At 67.2% G+C, this 15,972-nt stretch carries 15 protein-coding genes and 1 pseudogene; 7 read left to right on the top strand and 9 right to left on the bottom strand.

Annotated features, from left to right (window positions below):
- Positions 1-48 precede the first annotated feature (48 nt).
- Positions 49-795: an SDR family oxidoreductase gene (locus tag ACFJI2_RS04755; RefSeq protein WP_377703972.1), complete on the bottom strand. Its 747-nt coding sequence runs from the start codon at positions 793-795 to the stop codon at positions 49-51.
- 99 nt (positions 796-894) lie between these two features.
- Here ACFJI2_RS04755 and ACFJI2_RS04750 point away from each other — a divergent pair, with 99 nt between their 5' ends.
- The gene (locus ACFJI2_RS04750) at positions 895-1,875 is read left to right on the top strand and encodes a cupin domain-containing protein (protein ID WP_377705794.1); all 981 of its coding nucleotides are present in this window, start codon (positions 895-897) and stop codon (positions 1,873-1,875) included.
- A gap of 29 nt (positions 1,876-1,904) precedes the next feature.
- The gene (locus ACFJI2_RS04745) at positions 1,905-2,369 is read left to right on the top strand and encodes a DUF6130 family protein (RefSeq protein ID WP_377703971.1); all 465 of its coding nucleotides are present in this window, start codon (positions 1,905-1,907) and stop codon (positions 2,367-2,369) included.
- A gap of 18 nt (positions 2,370-2,387) precedes the next feature.
- Here ACFJI2_RS04745 and gstA read toward each other — a convergent pair whose 3' ends face one another.
- Positions 2,388-3,017, bottom strand: a complete 630-nt coding sequence (gstA, locus tag ACFJI2_RS04740; RefSeq protein ID WP_377703970.1) for a glutathione transferase GstA — start codon at positions 3,015-3,017, stop codon at positions 2,388-2,390.
- A 115-nt stretch (positions 3,018-3,132) separates the two neighbouring features.
- Between gstA and ACFJI2_RS04735 the strand changes: the two genes are divergently transcribed.
- The gene (locus ACFJI2_RS04735) at positions 3,133-3,447 is read left to right on the top strand and encodes a helix-turn-helix domain-containing protein (protein WP_107981065.1); all 315 of its coding nucleotides are present in this window, start codon (positions 3,133-3,135) and stop codon (positions 3,445-3,447) included.
- Positions 3,448-3,460: 13 nt separating this feature from the next.
- Here ACFJI2_RS04735 and ACFJI2_RS04730 read toward each other — a convergent pair whose 3' ends face one another.
- Positions 3,461-4,150 carry a pentapeptide repeat-containing protein gene (locus ACFJI2_RS04730; protein ID WP_377703969.1) on the bottom strand — a complete coding sequence of 230 codons (690 nt, stop codon included), beginning with the start codon at positions 4,148-4,150 and terminating at the stop codon, positions 3,461-3,463.
- A gap of 152 nt (positions 4,151-4,302) precedes the next feature.
- Between ACFJI2_RS04730 and ACFJI2_RS04725 the strand changes: the two genes are divergently transcribed.
- Positions 4,303-5,316, top strand: a complete 1,014-nt coding sequence (locus tag ACFJI2_RS04725) for a methyltransferase (protein WP_377703968.1) — start codon at positions 4,303-4,305, stop codon at positions 5,314-5,316.
- A gap of 10 nt (positions 5,317-5,326) precedes the next feature.
- Here the strand turns inward: ACFJI2_RS04725 and ACFJI2_RS04720 are convergent, their stop codons facing one another.
- On the bottom strand, positions 5,327-6,877 hold the full coding sequence (locus ACFJI2_RS04720; RefSeq protein ID WP_377703967.1) for a helicase HerA-like C-terminal domain-containing protein: 1,551 nt from the start codon (positions 6,875-6,877) through the stop codon (positions 5,327-5,329).
- Positions 6,878-6,996: 119 nt separating this feature from the next.
- Between ACFJI2_RS04720 and ACFJI2_RS04715 the strand changes: the two genes are divergently transcribed.
- Positions 6,997-7,599, top strand: coding sequence for a hypothetical protein (locus tag ACFJI2_RS04715; protein ID WP_377703966.1), 603 nt, complete (start codon positions 6,997-6,999; stop codon positions 7,597-7,599).
- 22 nt (positions 7,600-7,621) lie between these two features.
- On the opposite strand, the gene ACFJI2_RS04710 is transcribed toward ACFJI2_RS04715, so the two are convergent.
- The gene (locus ACFJI2_RS04710; protein ID WP_377703965.1) at positions 7,622-8,272 is read right to left on the bottom strand and encodes a GGDEF domain-containing protein; all 651 of its coding nucleotides are present in this window, start codon (positions 8,270-8,272) and stop codon (positions 7,622-7,624) included.
- A gap of 212 nt (positions 8,273-8,484) precedes the next feature.
- Here ACFJI2_RS04710 and ACFJI2_RS04705 point away from each other — a divergent pair, with 212 nt between their 5' ends.
- Positions 8,485-8,832, top strand: a complete 348-nt coding sequence (locus ACFJI2_RS04705; RefSeq protein WP_377703964.1) for a hypothetical protein — start codon at positions 8,485-8,487, stop codon at positions 8,830-8,832.
- Between the two features lie 164 nt (positions 8,833-8,996).
- Here the strand turns inward: ACFJI2_RS04705 and ACFJI2_RS04700 are convergent.
- From ACFJI2_RS04700 to ACFJI2_RS04685, 4 genes and pseudogenes are all read right to left on the bottom strand, one after another.
- Positions 8,997-9,794: pseudogene (locus ACFJI2_RS04700) on the bottom strand (two-component regulator propeller domain-containing protein); the annotation flags it as partial.
- Positions 9,755-10,555, bottom strand: a complete 801-nt coding sequence (locus ACFJI2_RS04695) for a two-component regulator propeller domain-containing protein (protein WP_377703963.1) — start codon at positions 10,553-10,555, stop codon at positions 9,755-9,757. The gene ACFJI2_RS04695 and the pseudogene ACFJI2_RS04700, both read right to left, overlap by 40 nt.
- Positions 10,556-10,643: 88 nt before the next feature.
- The gene (locus ACFJI2_RS04690; RefSeq protein ID WP_377703962.1) at positions 10,644-11,816 is read right to left on the bottom strand and encodes a glycerophosphodiester phosphodiesterase family protein; all 1,173 of its coding nucleotides are present in this window, start codon (positions 11,814-11,816) and stop codon (positions 10,644-10,646) included.
- Between the two features lie 109 nt (positions 11,817-11,925).
- A complete protein-coding gene (locus tag ACFJI2_RS04685) occupies positions 11,926-12,363 on the bottom strand; it encodes a hypothetical protein (RefSeq protein WP_377703961.1) in 438 nt (145 codons plus the stop codon).
- A gap of 276 nt (positions 12,364-12,639) precedes the next feature.
- Between ACFJI2_RS04685 and ACFJI2_RS04680 the strand changes: the two genes are divergently transcribed.
- Positions 12,640-15,957: a DUF4450 domain-containing protein gene (locus ACFJI2_RS04680; RefSeq protein ID WP_377703960.1), complete on the top strand. Its 3,318-nt coding sequence runs from the start codon at positions 12,640-12,642 to the stop codon at positions 15,955-15,957.
- Positions 15,958-15,972: the final 15 nt, after the last annotated feature.

The following is a 15,972-nucleotide window of genomic DNA, read 5'->3' as shown; positions in this document are numbered from 1 at the left end:
CACCGCCGACGCGATCCGCAACGCCGGCCCGCAACGGAGCGGCTCGCGTCAGGCCGCTGTCCGCGCCAGCGCCACTGCATCGGCGCCGGCGGCAAAGCGCAGCCCTGGCGACCCGTCGTTCGCCGCCCGCCAGACTGCCTGCGCCACGTCCGCTTCGGTGGTAACGGCGGCCGGCTGGGTGAACGCGGCGAACACGGTCTGCGCGTACGGCGCATAGGGCTCGGGGATCAGCCCCTCCAGGCGCGCGCCCGTGTTCGCCGTGAACGCAGTGCTGGGGCCGTAGCCCGGCTGCACCAGCTTCACCAGCACGCCGAACTCCTCCAGTTCGAACGCCAGCGATGCGGTAAAGCCTTCCACCGCCGTCTTGCTGGCGGTGTAGGCCGCCACCAGCGGCATCGGCGCCAGCACGGCGCTGGACGTGACATTGACCACCACGCCCGAACGGCGGGCGCGGAACTGCGGCAACACCGCCTGCGTCATCGCCATGGTGCCGAAGGTGTTGGTATCGAACACCTCGCGCACGGTTGCCATGGGCGTGGCTTCGAACGCGCCGAACAGGCCTATGCCTGCGTTATTGACCAGGACATCGATCGGGCCGCTGGCCTCCATCGCAGCCGCGATGCTGTCGGGCCGGGTGACATCCAGCGACAGCACACGCATGCGCTCGGAGCGCGGCAGCAAATCGGTGCGCGGCACGCGCATGGTGGCGATCACGTTCCAGCCTTGCGCGTGAAAGTGGCGGGCCGTTTCCAGGCCGTAGCCAGAGGAGCAGCCGGTAATCAGTACGGTTTTCATGGTGTTTTCCAGTGTGGGTTGGGACAGACGCAACAATAGCGAAGCTGCGCCGGACGAACTACAATGAAGAGTCCAAATTTCATTTGCCATCGTCCAGCAATGAGTGATCCCCTTTCCCAGCTCATCTCTCTTTTCCAGCCGCGCGCCGTGCTCTCGAAGGGCATCAGCGGCGCCGGCGCGTGGGCGGTGCGCTATGCCGAGTTCGGCCAGCCGAGCTTCTGCGCCGTGCTGGAAGGCAGCTGCCTGCTCGCTGTCGACGGCGAAGATGCCGTCACGCTGGAGGCGGGCGATTTCGTGCTCTTGCCGCAGACGCCGGGCTTCACCATGTCCGGCTTCGAGCCCGCGCTGCCCAGGCAGGTTACGCCTGACGCCACAGGCACGGCGCAGGGCGAAGTGCGCCACGGCAGGCAGGATGGCCCGCCCGGCGTGCGGCTGCTCGGCGGCGCCTTCGCCTTCGACTCGCCGGATGCGGCCATGCTGGTGTCGCTGCTGCCGTCCATGGTGCATGTGCGCGGCGTGGAGCGGCTCGCCATGCTGGTCGGCCTGCTGCGCGAGGAGTCTCTTGCGGACAGGGCGGGCCGGGAACTGGTGCTCACGCGTGTCGTAGAAGTGCTGCTGATCGAGGCGGTGCGGCTGGCGTCCGGCCATGACGCGCCGCCGGGGCTGCTGCGCGGACTGGCGGACGAACGCCTGGCAGTTGCCATGCGGCGCATGCACGCCGAGCCCGCACGCACATGGACGATGGCGCAGCTGGCCAGGACGGCGGCACTATCCCGCTCCGCCTTCTTCGAGCGATTTTCACAGGCGGTAGGCCTGCCGCCGATGGAATACCTACTGGCCTGGCGCATGGCGCTGGCCAAGGATCTGCTGCGCCGGCAAGACTTGGGACTGGCGCTTGTCGCGGAACGCGTCGGGTACAGCTCGGCCAGCGCGTTCAGCACGGCGTTCAGCCGCCACGTGGGCATGGCGCCCAGCCGCTACGCACGAATGTATCGCCTTGTGTCTGCACGGCGCGCGGACACAAATCCTCCCCCTGCCGCCGCCAGCAAGACAAACAGGCGATACATGGAGAGCGTCTAATCGTCCTGTCCCCTCACGCGAAAGGAAGCATGATGTCTACCCTGATCAAACAGCTGGCCCTGGCCTTCGCCGCCGCCCTGCTCTGCAGCGCAGCCGGCGCGCAGACCGCCTCGGAAGCCGGCCGCCCGGCCGCCGTCATTCCGCTGGAATCCGAGCCCGCGCCCAAGCTCATCGCCTACGCGCCGCTGCCGGACGCGCTGGCGCGCGGCGTAGTCATCATCCAGCACCGCACGGAGAACCTGCGCGTCATGCCGGTGTTCGGCAAGGAAGCCGTGGCCGTGTCGCCGCACCTGGGCCACATCCACGTCACGGTAGACGACTGGAAAGGCACCTGGGCGCACACCAGCACCGATCCGCTGATCCTGGTCGGCCTCACGCCCGGGCCGCACAAGGTGCTGCTGGAGATCGCGGACCCCAGCCACAAGATCCTCGGCAGCCAGACCGTGACCTTCACCGTGCCACCCAAAAAAGGCGCCGGCGAGCACGCGCACTGACCGCCGGCCTGGCATGCGTCACGCCAGGCCTTCGCGCCCCAGCGCCAGTTGCACCGAGGGGCGGGCACGCACGCGCCCATACCACGCGGCCAGCCGGGGCAAGCCGTCAAAGTGGATATCGGCCTTGTAGTAGGACGTGAGCCAGGCCGCCTGGCCCCAGCCCGTCAATGCGAACAGGTAGGCATCGGCGACGGTGAACTGTTCGCCCATCAGGAAGTCGCGGCCGGCCAGTTGCGCCTCGATCCACGCGTAGCGCTGCTCCAGCCTGGGCTTGGCGGTCTCCACGTATTTGCCCGCCAGCGTCGCGTACAGCAGCGGTATATAGCCCTTGTGAATTTCGGACGACAGGAAGTTCAGCCATTCCTGGAGGCGGTAGCGCTCAGTGGTCCCGTGCGGCGGCGCCAGCCCCGCCTCGGGCTTCACATCGGCCAGGTACTGCAGGATGACAGCGCCTTCACGGAAGACCTGCCCATCGTCCAGCTCCAGCGCGGGAACATAGCCGAGCGGATTGACGTCGCGGTAATCGCCGCCTGCTTCCGTGCGGTGCTGGCGGTGGTCGACCTTCACCAGCGTGACGTCCAGCCCCAGTTCATTGGCAACGATGTGCGGAGCCAGCGAGCAGCTGGCGGGAATGTAATACAGTTTCACGGCGGATCTCCCGGTTCTTTGGTCGGCAGATTATGGAAGATCCGGTATAAAAAAGTAAGAAGGCACCAATTTGTGGTGTAGGTACAAAAAGTATACCGCCGTGCTACCATGGCGCATGAAGAAAAATGTCAGTGGCTGTTCCGTGGAAGAAGCAATGCACCTGCTGGGCGGCCGCTGGCGGCTGCTGCTCGCGTCGTATCTGATCGATGGCCCCAAGCGCTTCAATGAGCTGCGGCGCGACGTGCCGGGCATCTCGCAGCGCATGCTGACGCTGGACCTGCGCGCGCTGGAAGACGCCGGCCTGGTGAGGCGCACGGTCTACCCCACGGTGCCGCCGAAAGTGGAATACGCGCTGACGGAAGACGGCGAGCGCATGACGCCCGTGATCGCGGCGGTGAAGGAATTCGGCCTGTGGCTGAAGGCGCGCTGACGACATCCGCTGACTACATCACCACCAGCCCCATTTCCCTGAGCACGCTGGCCGCCTGCGCGTGCGAGATGACGGCGCCACGGAACATCCTGGCGTCGTTCAGCTTCATGCCGCCGATCTCCGCGCTGCGCAAGTCGGCGTTGTCGAACCTGGCCAGTTTCAACATGGCGTCGCGCAGGCTGCCGCCTTCAAAGACGGCGTCCCTGAAATCGCAGCCGGACAAGTCGGCGTCCGAGAAGTCGAGATTCTTCAGCTCCGCCTTGCGGAAGGAGAAGCCGCGCAGGTCGGCGCCCACCAGCAGGCAGTCCTCGAACGCTGCGCCCAGGTGGGACACTTCTTCGAACGATGCGCCGGTGAGCTTGCAGCCCCGGTAGCTGGCCGAGGCCAGCTTGGCGCGGCGCCACTTGGTGTTGTTCAGGTCGCAGCCCTGGAATTGCGCGTCCACCAGCTCGGCCGCCTCGAAGTCCGCCCCGCCGGCGCGGCAGCGCAGCCACTTGGAGTGGGACAGCTTGCAGGCGTACAGCACGGTTTCGCTGAACACGCAGCGCTCGAAGGTGCACGACTGCAGGTCCAGGCGCGACAGGTCGGCCTGCGTGAAGTCGCAGTTGATGAAATGGCGGGTGGCTTGCGCCAGGTGCTGTTCCAGCTCTTCGCGGCTGGGGCTGGCGTCGGAAATGGCGGTGGCGGCTTGGTGCGGATGCATGGCGGATTCGGGACTGGCTGGCCGGTGGAGGCGCCGAGTATGCGCGCCTCCGCGCAAATTGACCAGTCTAGCCAGATCGCCGGAATTCTGAGCAAATAAGCGTAGAATCGTAGACTCCGTATGCTCCGTAGGTACCAACAGGAGGGCAAACCATGAGCGATCAGTTGAGTCCGGAGAAAATCCTTCAAACCGGCATGGCGTTTTGGGCTTCAAAATCGCTGTTGAGCGCGATTGAATTGGGCGTGTTCACTGAACTGGCCGACGGCCCGCTGGCCTTCGATCCGCTTGCAGCCCGGCTGGGCCTGCACGCGCGCTCGGCGCGCGACTTTCTCGATACCCTGGTGGCGCTGGGCTTCCTGCGGCGGCAGGCCGGCGTCTACGCCAACACGCCGGAAACCGCCCTCTTCCTCGACAAGGGCAAGCCGTCCTACGTGGGCGGCATCCTGGAGATGGCCAACAACCGGCTCTACCCGTTCTGGGGCCATCTCACCACCGCGCTGCGCACCGGCCTGCCGCAAAACGAGGTCAAGTCGGGCCAGGCGGGCTTGTTCGAGACGCTGTACGCCGACCCGGAGCGCCTGAAAGGCTTCCTGGCGGCCATGACCGGCATCAGCCACGGCGCCAATATGGCGATCGCGCAGCGCTTCCCCTGGAAGGATTACAGCAGCTTTGTCGATGTCGGCACCGCGCAGGGCGACCTGGCGGTGCAGATCGCGCTGGCCAATCCGCACCTGGCGGGCCGGGGCTACGACCTGCCGGAAGTGCGCCCCATCTTCGAGGACTATGCGGCGGCGGCCGGCGTGGCCGGCAGGCTGGTGTTCGAGCCCGGCAATTTCTTCGAGCAGGATATCCCGGCGGCGGACGTGGTGCTGATGGGGCACATCCTGCACGACTGGGACCTGCCCACCAAGAAAATGCTGCTCCAGAAGGCCTACAACGCCCTGCCCAAGGGCGGCGCGCTGATCGTGTACGAAGCCATCATCGACGACGACCGTTCGCAGAACGCCTTCGGCCTGATGATGAGCCTGAACATGCTGATCGAAACGCCCGGCGGCTTCGACTACACCGGCGCGGACTGCGCCGCCTGGATGAGGGAAGCGGGCTTCAGCGGCACCCGCGTCGAGCACCTGGTGGGGCCGGACTCGATGGTGGTCGCCATCAAGTAGGCCCGCCGCGTCAACGCTTCTTCATGATGGAGCCCAGCACGCCGCGTATGATCTCGCGGCCGACCTGGGAGCCGATGCTGCGCGCGGCCGATTTCACCATGGCCTGCACCGCCGTGTCGCGCTTGCCGGCGCCCTTGCCGCCGCCGAACAGGCCGCCCAGCACGTCGCCGAATACCGAGCCTTCTTCCGCCGGCGCCTCTGCCTGGCGAGGCTCCGGAGCCTCGCGCCGGGCCGGCTCGGCGCCCCGTCCCGTCGCTGGGGCTTCCGCCTGGCGCGCACCGCTGGCCAGGCGGCTGTTCAGTTTCTCGTAGGCCGATTCGCGGTCCACAGCTTTTTCATACACGCCCGCCACCACCGAGCTGTCCATGGCGGCCTTGCGCTCGGCCGCGTCGATGGGACCGAGCTGGCTGGCCGGTGGCAGGATGAAGGCGCGCTGCACCACTTGCGGCGTGCCCTTCTCGTCCAGGAAGGACACCAACGCCTCGCCCACGCCCAGCTCCGTGATCACCTGCGCCACGTCCAGCGCGGGATTGGGACGGAAGGTTTCGGCGGCCGCTTTTACCGCCTTCTGGTCGCGCGGCGTATAGGCGCGCAACGCGTGCTGCACGCGGTTGCCGAGCTGGCCCAGCACGGTGTCCGGAATGTCGAGCGGGTTCTGCGTGATGAAGAACACACCCACGCCCTTGGAGCGTATCAGCCGCACCACCTGCTCGATCTTCTGCAGCAGCGGCTTGGGCGCCTCGGCGAACAGCAAGTGCGCCTCGTCGAAGAAGAACACCAGCTTGGGCTTGTCCAGGTCGCCCACCTCGGGCAGGTTTTCAAACAGCTCGGACAGCATCCACAGCAGGAACACCGCGTACAGGCGCGGCGCGTTCATCAGCTTGTCCGCGCACAGGATGTTGACCACGCCCTTGCCGCGCGCATCGGTCTGCAGCAGGTCGTCGATGTTGAGCATGGGCTCGCCGAAGAACTGGTCGCCGCCCTGCTCCTCGATGGCGATCAGGCCGCGCTGGATGGCGCCGATGCTGGCCGCGCTGATGTTGCCGTAGCTGGTCTTGTACTCGGCCGCGTTGTCGCCCACATGCTGCAGCATGGCGCGCAAGTCCTTGGTGTCGAGCAGCAGCAGGCCGTTGTCGTCGGCGATGCGGAACACCAGCTGCAGCACGCCCTCCTGCGTATCGTTCAGGTTCAGCATGCGCGCCAGCAGCAGCGGCCCGAGGTCGGACACGGTGGCGCGCACCGGGTGGCCCTGCTGGCCGAACACGTCCCAGAACGTTACCGGGCAGCCTGCCCATTGCGGCGGCTCCACCTTCAGGGCTTCGAGCCGCTTGCCCATCTTTTCGCTCAGCGTGCCGGCCTTGGCGATGCCGGACAAATCGCCCTTGACGTCGGCCATGAACACCGGCACGCCGATGTCGGACAGGGACTGCGCGATCTTTTGCAGCGTAACCGTCTTGCCGGTGCCGGTGGCCCCGGTGATGCAGCCGTGGCGGTTCACCAGGCTGGATAGCATCTCCAGCACCAGTTGGTCATTCTTCGCAAGCAAAAGGGATGTCGGCATGATAAGTCTCTCGGCGAATGAGGATGAAACTATCATACCTCAGTGACAATTGAATAGTATTGGTGTTTTATGAAGACGCTACTATCGGCCCACGATCAACCCTTCTACGAGCAGCCCCAATGAACGACAACGTCTACGCACCACCGAAAGCTGAACTCAGTCCCGCCGCCGACAGCCTGGCCGGCGTGCCGTTTTACGTCGTCTCGCCGCGCAAATTCCTGATCCTGTTCTTCGCCACGCTCAGCATGTACCAGGTGTACTGGATGTACAAGAACTGGGCGCTGTACCGCCAGGCCACCGGCGAGAAGCTGTGGCCGGTGCCGCGCGCCATCTTCAGCGTGTTCTTCATGCACTCGCTGTTCCGCAACGTGAAGACGCACAAACAGGAGGATGCGCCGGGCGAATGGAACAACAACGCCAGCGCATGGACCATCGTCGGGCTGCTGGTGGTGAGCAATGTGCTGAGCCGCACCTCCAGCCGCGCCATCGGTTCGCCCTACACCGACTGGCTGTCGCTGCTGGTGCTGATCCCGCTGGCGTTCTGCTTCCTGCCGGTGCAGAGCCAGATCAATGCGCGCTGCGGCGATCCCACAGGCAGCAGCAACGACAAGCTGACCGGCGCCAACATCGCATGGTGCGTGGCAGGCGTCGTCATCTGGGTACTGGCGTTGATCGGCCTGTTCGCCACCGATACGATGACCGCTTCGTCCGGCGGCCTGTGATCTCGTTGATCGGTTATATCAACTAGCAGCAGACGCGGTTGCGCCCCCCGCGCTTGGCGCGGTACAAGGCCTCGTCCGCTTCCTGGATCAGGGCGTCGATGGACACGCCGTCGGACGGGCGACAGGCCGCCACGCCCAGGCTGAGCGTGACCACCGGGCCGGCCGCCGAGGCAGGGTGCGGAATCGCCAGCGCCTCGCAGGCGCCGCGCAACTCCTCGGCGATCGCCAGCGCTGCTTCGCGCCCGGTGCCGGCGATCAGGAACACGAATTCCTCGCCGCCGTAGCGCGCCGCCAGGTCGCCCGCGCGCCGCGCGTGGTTGAGGAACACGGCCGCCACGGCGGCCAGGCAGCGGTCGCCCTCCTGGTGGCCGAGCGCGTCGTTGTACGGCTTGAAGCTGTCTATGTCGGCAATCACCAGCGCCAGCTGGGCGCCGCTGCGGCTGGCCCGGTTCCATTCCTCGCGCAGCACCTCGTCGAAGCGGCGGCGGTTGGCCAGCCCGGTCAGCGCGTCCACGAAGGACAGCCGCGACAGGTGCTCGTTGGCCTGCTTCAGCGCTTCGGTCTTCTGCGCCACCAGGCGCTCCATCTCCACGTGGCGTATACGCAAATGGCGCACGCGCAGGCGGAACATGGCGTAGATGCCGGCCGCCGCACCGGTCAGCAGCAGGCCCACGAACCAGAAGGTCTCGTAAAAGTACCGGCTGCACCGTCACCACCAGCGGCGGTCCGGCCTCGCTCCAGCGCTTGCCGTCTATGGTGGCGGCCACGCGGAAGCGGTAGCTGCCATGGGCCAGCGCCGGGAAAGACACTTCGCGGTTCGGCCCGGCGTCGATCCAGCCCGGCGCCAGCCCCTCCATCTGGTAGCGGAAGCGCGCCCGCTCGGCATTGAGCAGCGTCCGGGCGCTGTACTGGATGGACAGCGTGACCGGCCCGGGAGGCAGCGCCAGCGCCGCCTGCACGGGCGCGCTGCGCATGCTGCCGTTCACCACCACGCGCTCCAGCCGCACGGCCGGCGGCTGGTTGGTATCGGGCAGGTGGCGCGGGTCCACCATCACCAGGCCCTTGGCCGACGGCAGCAGCAGATTACCCGCAGCATCCATCGCCGCGGTGGGCTGCAAGCCGCCGGCAAAGGTGGTGCTGCGCATGGACTCGCCGGGACCGAAGCCGTTGGACGCCACCCTGGCCACGCGTCCTTCCGCGAACGCATCCAGTTCGCTGCGCGCCACGCGGTAGAAGCCCCGGTTGCCGGTCACCCACAGGTAGCCGGCGCGGTCTTCCTGGATGCTCAGGCAGGTGCCGTCCCACAGCCCGTCCGCCGGGCGGATGGCGCTCAGGCGCCGGCCCTGCAAGCGGTTCAGGCCATCGCCGTTGCTGCCTATCCAGAGCGTGCCGCCGGCATCCTCGTACAGCGACATGATCCAGTTCGACAGCAAGCCGTCCGCCGCCGTCATGGCCTTGAAGGCGCCGTCGCGGTAGCGCGCCAGCCCTTCGCCCGTGGTGCCGAACCACAGCGTGCCGCTCCTGTCCTGCAGGATGGACGACACGCCGCCGGAGGGCGCCCCCGGCGCGCGCACCGGCGTAAAGCCTTTGCCGTCGAGCCGCGCAATGCCGGACTGGGTGCCGGCCCAGACCACGCCCTGCCGGTCCTGGTACAGCACCCGCACCTCCGAACTGGGCAAACCCTCGGCCGTGCCGTACACGCTCACCCTGCCCTGCTGCAGGCGCGCCGCGCCGCCGGTATAGGTGCCTATCCACAGTGCGCCGTCGCGGTCCTCCATCAGGCTGGAAATCTCCTCGCTGGGCAGGCCATCCTTTTTCCCCAGCACGGTGATGCCGCCGGCGTCGATGCGGTTCAGGCCACCGCCCGCAGTGGCCACCCAGGTGACGCCGTTGCGCGCGTGCAGCACGGAACGCACATTGTCGTGCGACAGCCCTTCCGGCACGCCCAACACGCCGAAAGCGCGGTCGCGCAGCCGTACCAGCCCGCTCACCCAGGTGCCGACCCAGACGCTGCCTTCATGGTCGGTCTGGATGGACCAGATATGGTCGCCGGCCAGCCCGCCGCCGGTGCCGATGGCACTGAAATGCTCGCCCACCATGCGCACCACGCCATTGCCCCAGGTGCCTATCCACAGCGTGCCGTGGCTGTCGCGCGTCAGGCCGGTAAGCTGGTCGGTCGGCAGGCCGTCGGCCACCGTGTAGACCTTGATCTTGCCGCCGTTGACGCGCGCCAGTCCGCCGCCAGCCGTGGCCGCCCACACGCCGCCGGCCGGGTCGGCCAATACCGAGCGCACCTGCAGATGGGGAAACCGTTGTCCGGCGTCAGCGCATGAAAGCGGCCATCCTTGAACGACACCAGGCCGCCGCCGGAACTGGCGATCCACAGCACGCCGTCACGGTCGAAGGCCAGCGCGCGCAGGCGGTCGGTGGGCAGGCCGTCGGCCTCCCGGTAATGCTTGACGGCGCCCTTGTCCCAGCGCAGCAAGCCGCTGCTGGTGGCGGCCCACACCGCGCCGTCCGGCGCCTGCGCGAACGCCCACACGCGCTGGTCGCCCAGCGGACCGGCGGAGAACACCTGGCGGAATTTGCCGTCGCGGTAGATGGCCGCGCCCTTGTTGTGGCCTATCCAGAGATTCTGCTGCGCGTCCTGCATCAGCCCCAGAACCGGCTGGGACGCGATCTCGGCGAACTCGGAAGCGTCGAACGTGGTGAAGCGGGCGCCGTCGAAGCGGGCCAGGCCGCCCAGCGTGCCCACCCACAGATAGCCGTCGCTGGTATGCAGCAGCGCCGCCACCGCATTCTGCGGCAAGCCCTGCTCGATCTGCCAGCCATCCAGCCGATACTGGCTCAGCGCTTTTTCCTGGGCGGCCGGCAGCAAGACCGTCGCCGCCGCCTGCGCGCGCGCAGGAAATTGTAGCCATGCCAGCACGGCGAACAGGACCAGTAGGAAACGCAAACCAACTCCTTTGTCTATTGGGCAACATCATACCGTACCGTGGCTGCATAGACAAAACGATGGCTGCTGCCTGGACAAACGAGCGTTGTCAGTAGCCCACTTCCTTCAGGTATTCCGCACGCGCCGCCAGCGCGGTGTCGGCAAAGTCGGCGAACACGCCGTCCACGCCGAGCGCGTAGAACTGCTTGAACTCGGCCTTGGGGTCGCCCTTGTAGTCGGACGCCAGGCGGCGCTGCTCGTTGCGGAAGGTGTAGGGATGCACGAACAGCCCGGCCTTGTGCGCGTCCGCCACCAGCGTGCTGGCCGGCTGCGACGTGGTGTCGGCCTCGTTCACCTTGCCGTCGCCGTTCACGTCCGCCACCTTGCCGTCCGCACCCACGGTGCCCTTCACGCTGACGATGTAGCGCTTCCAGGGGCCGATGCCGTCCGCATAGGTCTTGATCTCGGCCAGGCCGGCCGGCGTCACCATGGCGCTGAACAGGCGCTGGTCGCCCGCCTGCGCCCAGTCGTAGGGGCGGTCGTACGGCGCGGCGAAGGTGAGCGCGCCGGTTTTCAGGTCCACGTCGTCGGCGTCGATGAGCTGCACCATCTTCAGCGTGGAGCCCTTGCCGCGCATGTATTTCAGGCTGCCCGGCTCGAAGCTTTGCAGGAACACCGGCGCACTGCGCTCGGTCCAGCCGGCGGCGGCCAGCAGCGCCAGCAGCTTGTCTTCCAGCGGCAGTCCCTGCTGGCGGTGGAAGGTGGGGTTCTTGGTTTCCGCGTAGAGCGCGATATTGCGGCCGCTTTTCTTGATCATGTCGATCACTTCCTGGATGGTCGCGATCTTGTACTTGCCGTTGAATTCCTGCGGCCGTTCGGCGTCGGTCGAAATGCCGCCCAGCGTTTTGATCTCGGCCAGCGTGAAGTCGCTGGCGAACCAGCCTTCCTGCAGCTCGCCATCCACGCTCAGCTTGCGCTTGCGCGCGGCGAACTCGGGATGCTGCGCCACGTCGGTGCTGAAGGCCAGGTTGGGATCGTGGCGTGCGATCAGCACGCCATCCTTGGTGGAGATGACGTCCGGCTCGATGGCGTCGGCGCCCTGGTCGATGGCCCGGGCGTAGGCCTCCACGGTTTCCTCGGGCAGCGTGCCGCCCGCGCCGCGGTGCGCCAGCACCAGCGCCGGTTTGCCGTCCAGCGTGGGCAGGGTTACGCCATCGCTCCCGCCGCACGCGCTCAGCGCGCCAGCGGCGCAAACCATCATCAAGCCCTGTACATGCTTCATTATCCGCCCCTTGAAAATTTAACAATGGGCGGATTCTAGGGACGTAAAATGACAGGCGCATGAATCATGCGCAATCGTGCGCTGTGTTGCGCAGCGCCGGACCGGCCGCTCAGCGCACCGTGGCGGACACCACCTTGGCCTGGCTCAAGGTGCCGTCAGCCATGCGCTGGGCAGGCACTTTCATCAGCACTTCGCCGCCGGCATCGCCGTCCGGCTTCATGTCCAGCGTAATCTTCAGCGACAAGTCCTTCGCCACGAACGTGCGGGGCGAGGCGGCAACCAGCTTGCGCGGGCCTTGCTCGTCGATCTCAGCATACAGCGCCGGGCCGGAGCCGTACTGGCGCATATGCAGCGTCTGGCCGTTGGACAGCGAGTAGCTGCCACGGAAGGCGCTGCTCTGGTCGCGGTCCATATGCAGCGGCATTTCCGGCAATTCGATCTTGAGCGCGCGGCCTGGAACAGGTACCGATTCCTCGCCCTGTGGGGTTTGCGCAAACGCAGCCAGCGAAGCTACGCCAAGCATCGCTGCCAGAATGATTTTTTTCATGATAAGGCCCATCCATAGTATTTATACGATCGGAAAAAACTGCCAGGGCCAGCCAACATTCGTGTGGCCGGTTGCTAATACTTTAAACAACAGCAGCCGGCGCCACATGCGGTTTGGGATGAACGGCGTTTTCGCGGGGTTGAACTGCACGAATCCATGCCTGGTTTGCGGCAGCGTCCGGCCCCCGCGCGAACAATCACGAAGATGATCCGGCCGGGCTGCACAGCCTCGCCCGCTGCCGCTATCATCTGCGGGATATCCACTGCTGGGGACACGATGAACCGCTTCGCCCGCCGTACGCTGGCCGCAGCCATACTGGCGCAGGCCGCCGCCTCGGCCATGGCCGCCGCCGGCGCCGCGCCTTCCGCCACCGCAGGGCTGCGGCCCAACCTCGAGGGCCGCGTGCAGCAGGCCTTGCGCTACCGGCCGGACGGGCAGGACTTCGTCATCGACAACGGCGCGGAGTTCTTCAACCGGTCGCTCTACGGTGGCAACACAGCCTTCCGCGCGGACGGCGGCGACAAGCCGGAATTCCTGCTCTACCTGCCCGGCCGGGGCGGCAACCTGCGGCTGGCCGTGCGCACCGCGGCCGGCGCAGTGTGGCTGCATGACGCCGCCGCCATCACCACGCGCTACCGGCCCGGCGAGCTGCGCTACGAGATCCGCGATCCGGTGTTCGGGACCAACGCGGTCATCAGCGTGGCGGCGCTGGCGTACGCGCGCACCGAGGGACTGATCGTGCGCGCCGAGGCGCAGGGCCTGGCGCCGGGAGCGGAGCTGGTGTGGGCATACGGCGGCGTGAACGGCGCGCGCGGCGTGCGCGACGGGGACATCGGCACTGAAAAGGTAGCCATCAGCGAATACTTCCAGTTCAAGCCGGAGTACGCCAGCGGCAACCAGATAGCGCTCACCTCCGACGGCTACACCGTGAACAGCCGCGTCGCCGCGATCGCCGGCGTGGCGCCGGAGGGCAGCACGCTGCGCATTGCGGACGGCGCGCAGTGGAACGCACTGGCCGCGCTGCTGGCATCCGCAGCCCCTCCTGCGCCCGACGCTGCGCCCATCATCGTCGGCCGCGTGGCGCTGGAGAACGGCGTACCGCTGCTGCTGTCGCTGCAGCGCTTGCCGGGCGGCGCGCCGGCCCAGGATCTCGACCAGTACAAAGCCGTCACCGCCGGCAAGCCCGCTGCGCGTCCCAAGAAGCTGGTTCCGCTCGACCCGCTGTATGCCCGCTCCCGGCTGCCGGCACTGTTCGCCGAAACGCAGCAGCACTTCGCGGCCCTGCGCAGCAAAGTGAGCATCGACACGCCCGATCCCTATCTGAACGCAGCGGTGGGCGCGCTCGGCGTGGCCGCCGACGCGTTGTGGGACGAAGCAGACCAGGCCATCATGCATGGCGCCATCGCCTGGCGCACCAAGCTGCTGGGCTGGCGCGGCCCGTACGCGCTGGACGCCCTCGGCTGGCACGCCCGCGCCCGCAGCAACTTCGACGCCTGGACGCCGCGCCAGAATACCCAGCCGATACCGGACGCGCTGCCGCCTGCCGACACCGCCACCAACCTGGCCCGCAACGAAGCCGGCCTGCACTCGAACGGCGACCTGTCCAACTCGCACTACGACATGAACATGGTCTTCATGGACGCGCTGTTCCGGCACCTGCTGTGGACCGGCGACCTGGAATACGCCCGCAGCGCATGGCCGGTCATCGAGCGCCACCTGGCCTGGGAGCGGCGCCTGTTCCGGCGCGAGTTCGGCCCGCGCAAGCTGCCGCTGTACGAAGCCTACGCCAACATCTGGGCCAGCGACGACCTGTATTACAACGGCGGCGGCGCCGCCCACGCGTCCGCGTACAACGTCTACGCCAACCGCAGCGCGGCGCGCATCGCCCGCCTGCTCGGCAAGGATGCAGCGCCGTATGAGCGCGAAGCGGACCTGATCGCGCAGGCGATGCGCGCTTACCTGTGGATGCCGGAGCAAGGCGCATTCGCGGAGTACAAGGACCTGCTGGGCGCGCAACTGGTACACCCAAGCTACGCATTGTGGAGCTTCTATCACACCATCGATTCCGGCGTGCCCACCCCGCAGGAAGCCTGGCGCATGGCCGCCTCGCTCAAGCGGCACCTGAAGCCGATCCCCGTCAGCGGCCCCGGCGTGCCGACCGACGCCGCCTACCAGGTGCTGCCGACCACAAACTGGATGCCTTACTCCTGGTCCATCAACAACGTGGTGATGGGCGAAAACATGCACACGGCGCTGGCGCTGTGGCAGGCAGGCCGGACGGAAGACGCCTTCGTGCTGGCAAAAAGCGCCCTGCTGGCCAGCATGTATATGGGTATCTCGCCCGGCAACGTGGGCAGCATGAACTACCTGGACGCCTACCGCCGCGAATCGCAGCGCGACTTCGCCGATGGCGCGGGCGTAACGTCGCGCGCCATAGTGGAAGGCTTGTTCGGCATTGCGCCGGATGCGCTGGCAGGCACGCTGACGGTGCGGCCGGGCTTTCCGTCGGCATGGCAGCGCGCGCGCCTGGCGCATCCCGACGTGGGTGTGGATTTCGCGCGCAGCGGCAAGCGCGAACGCTGGACCATTTCGCAGCCCGCAGCGCGCTTCGGCAAACTCGTGCTGCGCATTCCTGCCGCCTACCAGCGCGTGCAAGGCGTCACCATCAACGGTGCGACGGCGAAGTGGCGAGCCGATCCCGCCGCAGCCGGCCAGCGCGCACTGCTGATCGACACTCCCATGGCGCGCGAGGCGGCGGTGGTGATTGAATGGGCCGGCGCGCCTGCGGCCGCGCCGCCGGCAAGCGGCGTTCCCCGCAGCGAGCATGCAGTGAGCGCAGCCGCGCTACCGTCCGCAACGGATTGGCGCGCCGACAAAAACAATGCCGTCCTGGAGGCGGTCAGCCTGGAGCCCTACTTCAACGACAAGGTAACGGAGATCTTCAAGCCGGGCAAATACCAGTCGCCGCGCTCGCCGCATGTCTCGCTTGCGCTGCCCGCTCAAGGTATAGGCGCGTGGGCCGGGCACGTCAACGCCACGGCGGAAATCGACGACAGCGGCGTGCGCGCAACGGCGGCGGCCAACGGCGGCAAGCTGCGCATGCCCAACGGCGTCAGCTTCGTCACGCCCGGCGCGGCCGACGCCCGCAACATCATCTTCACCTCCCAATGGGACAACTATCCCAAGTCAGCCGAGGTCCCGCTCACAGGCAAGGCGCGCCAGGCCTGGCTGCTGATGGCCGGCTCCACCAACTTCATGCAAAGCCGCATCGACAACGGCGAGGTGCTGGTGCGTTACGCGGACGGCAGCAGCGCGCGCCTCGCGCTGCACAATCCCGTCAACTGGTGGCCCATCGAGCAGGACTACTTTATCGACGACTACCAGTTCAACCGCCCACAGCCCGTCCCTCCGCGCGTGGACCTGAAGACCGGCGCGGTGCGCTTGCAGAGCAGCGGCGGCGTGGTGCCGGGTGGCGCAGCCACTGCGCTGGCCATCGCACTCGATCCGCGCAAGCCCTTGCGCAGCCTGACCGTTCGCACGCTCAGCAACGACAGCGTGATCGGCCTGATGAGCGTGACGCTGGAACGGCCGTAAGCGCCCGCCCTTCAG

Source organism: Pseudoduganella sp. UC29_71 (genome assembly GCF_042693265.1).
In the GTDB taxonomy this organism is placed as follows: domain Bacteria; phylum Pseudomonadota; class Gammaproteobacteria; order Burkholderiales; family Burkholderiaceae_D; genus Rugamonas.
This window is presented reverse-complemented; position numbering and strand designations above follow the sequence as displayed.